Origin of the sequence: Nocardia farcinica, from assembly GCF_029867845.1 — a bacterium.
Lineage (GTDB): Bacteria > Actinomycetota > Actinomycetes > Mycobacteriales > Mycobacteriaceae > Nocardia > Nocardia farcinica_A.
Window position 1 is genome coordinate 1 of record NZ_JARWRU010000839.1, and the last position, 4,441, is coordinate 4,441.

At 69.5% G+C, this 4,441-nt stretch carries 4 protein-coding genes; 1 reads left to right on the plus strand and 3 read right to left on the minus strand.

Features of this window, described 5'->3' with window-relative positions:
- The first annotated feature begins 389 nt into the window (after nt 1-389).
- Nucleotides 390-848 carry an SRPBCC family protein gene (locus tag QH283_RS18345; RefSeq protein ID WP_280504218.1) on the plus strand — a complete coding sequence of 153 codons (459 nt, stop codon included), beginning with the start codon at nt 390-392 and terminating at the stop codon, nt 846-848.
- 10 nt (nt 849-858) lie between these two features.
- Here QH283_RS18345 and QH283_RS18350 read toward each other — a convergent pair whose 3' ends face one another.
- The 3 genes from QH283_RS18350 to QH283_RS18360 form a co-directional block, all read right to left on the minus strand.
- The gene (locus QH283_RS18350; RefSeq protein WP_280504219.1) at nt 859-1,734 is read right to left on the minus strand and encodes an ion transporter; all 876 of its coding nucleotides are present in this window, start codon (nt 1,732-1,734) and stop codon (nt 859-861) included.
- Nucleotides 1,735-1,846: 112 nt separating this feature from the next.
- A complete protein-coding gene (locus tag QH283_RS18355) occupies nt 1,847-3,466 on the minus strand; it encodes a GMC oxidoreductase (protein ID WP_280504220.1) in 1,620 nt (539 codons plus the stop codon).
- A gap of 92 nt (nt 3,467-3,558) precedes the next feature.
- A partial coding sequence (locus tag QH283_RS18360) for an alpha/beta hydrolase (protein ID WP_280504221.1) occupies nt 3,559-4,441 on the minus strand: 883 nt, incomplete at its 5' end.

The following is a 4,441-nucleotide window of genomic DNA, read 5'->3' on the forward strand; positions in this document are numbered from 1 at the left end:
TCTAACAGAATTGTGCAAACCCCGCCCCGCCTGGTGCTAGTGTCGTTCCTGCGCCACCCCTCCTTATCTGGGGCGGGGGCGGCGCTCCGGGGCCACCCCCCGCGCCGCGGCCCACCCCGTTCGCAGAACAGTGATTACCCCGTTATTGGTCTGTGATAAAAGTCACCGGAATGCAGGACTCGCCCCGCGCGCGAAATTGCTCACCATGATCTCCGCGCGGTGCCCCTATCGGCGGTTACGGCCCCGCGGCCGTCGCCCGGCCCGGAATCTGCCCGGCCGACGTACCAGCGGGTAGTCCGAATTCGCGGCAAAAGCCGTGGTTGACGGATCGGAACAGCCCTGGGCACAATCGCCCGAGATCGTTCCACCGGGGGGCGGAGGTACCCGCAATGCGCACGAAAACCGATATCCGCTTCACGGTCGACGCCGGACCAGAGCACGTGCTCGATGTCGTGGCGGCGATCGAAATGCTCCCGGAATGGTCGATGTACAGCGACGCCAGGGTGGCCACGCGACATCAGGACGGCAGGCCGCACCGGGTGTACGTCACAGCCGACGTGCTCGGCAGCTCCGATCTCCAGGTCCTGGAATACGAGTGGACCGACGACCGCGCCTCCTGGCAGGTGGTCGACTCCTCGCGCGGCATCGGCGGCGGCGGCTGGTTCCAGGTGGCCGCGAATTCCGAGGGCGGCAGCGAGGTCTGGTACCACATGGAATTGTCTTCGCGCATTCCGCTGCCCGGCCTGCTGATGAAGCGCACCGTGCAGCGCTGGCACGAAACCGCGGCGCAGAATTTCGCCGAATTCGCCGAGAGCTTCCCGGAATCGGAGAGCTACCACCGGATATAGCGAGAACACATCACCGCATCGAGGTGTCCTCGCATTCCCCCGGCTCGCAATTGCCGAGGGTGTGCCGTGCCGTCTGATGATGGTCGGTGATGCCGTACGCCGAGGGTGGCACCCGCACGCCCTCCTGGACCGCGGTGCGGATCTGATCGACGTTCTCCCTGATCATGTCCGAGACCAGCTCGTCGGTGCGCGGATCGGCCAGCACCTGGAAGACGATGCGGAAGGTGGTGTCGGCGACCAACCGGATGATCTCGTCGTGGAACGGGATGTAGCGGACCCGGCCCACCTGCGGATCGTTCTTGATCAGCTCGACGATCATGTCGTCCATCTCCGCGCGGTTCTCCTCCAGCGCGGCGGCGATGTTGCGGGTGTAGTGGCCGGTACGCAACACGTGCGCCACCTCGTCGAGCACCGCGATGGTCATCGGACGCTTGATGACATCGACGATGGTGCGCACGAACCGCCCGACCACCGCCGCGGTCACCCGGTCGCCGAAGGCACGGTCGGCGACCCTGGCCAGGCGCACCAGGATCACCACGACGCGCAGCAACCGGAAACCACGGAAGACCGGGCTGGTCACCGGGACCATGCCGAGCACCTCGTACCAGTAGACCAGCGGATAGGTCCACGGCCAGCCAGCGCGGTGCCAACGCCACAGGAACTCGAGCGCGAAGACACCGCAGATCGCGTAGTCCACGACCACCACGACCCGGTAGGTCTCGGGCGCGACGTCGAAGAAGCTGATCCACACGATCAGCGCCACCGACACCACGGCCAGCCCCAGCATCGCGAAATCGGTCGCCAGCGCGGGCGGCTTACGCGGGTACTCCGCCGGCTCCGGCTCCGCCCCGGCCTCGTAGCCCCCGCTGGCCGTGCTCGATACCACGTTGTTCCCTTCGACGCCGGTCCCCGATCGAGGGTAACCGGCCGACTGTGCCGGAAACGGGCGAACCGTACCGACCGGAAGCGCTTTCACCCCCGCTTCCGGTCGGGACGGTTCAGCGGCCGTCCCGCAGGATGGTTTCCATATTGCGTTCGGCGAGCGCGGTGATGGTCAGCGTCGGATTCACCGTCGCGGTGCTGCCGGGGATCATCGCGCCGTCCACCACATACAGGCCGGGGTAGCCGTTGACCCGCCCGAACTCGTCGGTGGCCCGGCCGAGCACCGCGCCGCCCAGCGGATGCGCGGTGAACAGGCCGTTGGCGTCGTAGCCGAGCGAGCGGAAGCCGAGCAGCGCGCCGGACTCGGCGGCGATGCGCTCGTCCACACAACGCGCGGTCTCCACCACCCGTTCCCGGTCGGCCTCGTTCCACCGCAGTCCCACCGAGTCGGTGGCCGAGTCGTAGCGGAAGGAGGTGCGGGCATCGTCGAAGACCATGCCGAGCGAGGCGATGGCGCCGGTCTCCACCGGGATGCCGGGGATGTACCAGTTCTCCAGGGTCAGCGGCGCGACGGAGTCGTCATGGATGCGGCTGGCGCTCGGCACGCCCTGGCCGAAGCCGTCCAGGCTGCTCGCGCCTCTGGCCAGCACCACGTCGCCGTTGGTGCCCCAGCCCTCGCCGATGTGCTCGTCCAGATCGGGCAGCGCGCCGGTGGCCCGCGCCCGCACCAGCAGCTCGGAAGTGCCGATGGAGCCGGCGCCCAGGAAGAGCTTGTCGCAGGTGAGGGTGCGGGTGGCGAGTTCGGCGCCGGTCGGGTCGAGGACGGTGACGGTGACCGCGTAGCGGCCGTCGCGCTCGCGGGCGATGGCGTCGACCCGGTGGCCGGGGTGGACGCTCGCCTTTCCGGTCTCCTCGGCGTAGCGCAGATAGTTCTTGTTCAGGTCGAACTTGGCGCCGTTGGAGTTGCCGAGGTTGCTGCGCGCGACCGTGGCCGACGGCCGCACCGCGCCCGCCAGTTCGGCGCGCACGATGTCCCAGTCGAAGACGGAGTCGCTGGGCACCGGCTCGTAGCCCGCCGCCCGCACCTGCTGGTCCCAGGCGCGCGAGTGCGCGAACGGCGCGGACTGGTAGACATCGGCGGGCATCGGGTCCAGCCGCAGCATCTGCCTGACCCGCGGGAAGTAGACCTGCTCCAGTTCGTCGTAGTTCACCGTGCGGCCGAAGACCGCCTCGAACAGCGGGCGCGGCGGGGCGATCATCACGCCGCTGAAGATCACCGAGCCGCCGCCCACCGCCGCCGCGCGCCAGACGTCGATGCCCGGATATTCGGTGCAGTCGAGCACGCCGCCGAAGGAGGCGAAGTGCATGGGCACCTTGGTGACGCCGGTGAAGCTGGTGCGATGCCAGAAGCCGCGGCCGTCGGGCAGGTCGTCGCCGGTGAAGATCTCCCGCCACGGGTCGTTGGGCCAGCGGGAGCCGCGTTCGAGCACGGTGGTCCGCACCCCGGCCCGCGCCAGGCGCAGCGCGGCCACCGAGGCCCCGAAACCGGAGCCGATGACGATGGCGGTGGAGTGCTCAGGAGGTTCGGGCAGCGGCCGGAAGATCTCCGGCACCCATTCGCGGAACAGGTCGTACCAGAACGGTGCTGCGGCGGCAGGTCGCGCTCCCGGGAAGGAACTCGCTCCGGCGAACAATGCCGCGACACCGGCCGCCTTGAACAGGGCGCGTCTGCGCACCAGGCCACCTCCAAAGATCACGCATGGCGGAGGCAGGATAGCGCGCTGCATGGCGGCGCGGAACCGGGCAAATCTTGGGTGTGACCTGCGGCTCAGTAGCTGAAAGGAAGCTGTGTCGTCGAGCAGGTCGCGCCGGGCGCGGGCAACCGCAGGTCGATCAGATAGCGCTCGCGCAGGTTGCGGACACAGTCGCCCGCCGGTTGATGACCGTAGCCGTCGGCCACCACCACCAGCCGGGCGTTGACCAGTTCCTGCTGCGCCCGCTCGGCCGCGGAAAGCGGTGTGGCGGGATCGAATTCGTTGTTGACCAGCAGTGCCGGCTTGTCCGAGACCAGGGTCCACGGACTCACCCCGCGGCGCGGGTCGTCGGCCGCGACCGGCCATGCGCCACAGGGTTGCCGGGCGTACAGCCAGAAGTCGCCGAAGGGGGGTGTGCTCTTGGTCGTCCGTACCGCCAGTTCGGGCCACAGATCGGGGTTGCGGGGCAGTGCGGTGTCGGCACAGGTGATCGCGATGAAGGAGTCGAGGAAGGCCGGATCGGCGACGTCGACGGCCAGCGCGCGGCGCGCGGTCTCCGGGTCGCCCGCCGGGCCGCGCTCCAGTTCGGCGAGCAGGCCCGCCAGCGCGGGCCAGCCCCGGCGGGCGTCGTAGAGCAGCAGCGTGGTGGCCCGCAACGCCTGGGAGTGGTCGACGCTCACCGGTTCGGGCCGCCCGTCCCCGGCCTCGCCGACCACGATCGGGCCTTCGGTCAGCCGCTCGAACAGGGCGGTGACGCGCTCGCGCATGCGGTCGGCGTCCTCGTCCGGGACCGGCGTCGCCGCGGTCGGGGTGAGGCGCACGCCCCCGGCGCCGCCCGCCTTGCCCTCTTCCGGCCGGTCGTTCCGGCCACCGTCGTTCTCCTCGGCACCGTTATCATAGGCAACGCACTCATCGGCAACCCGCACAACGGCACCCATCTCATCGGCACCGGTCTGG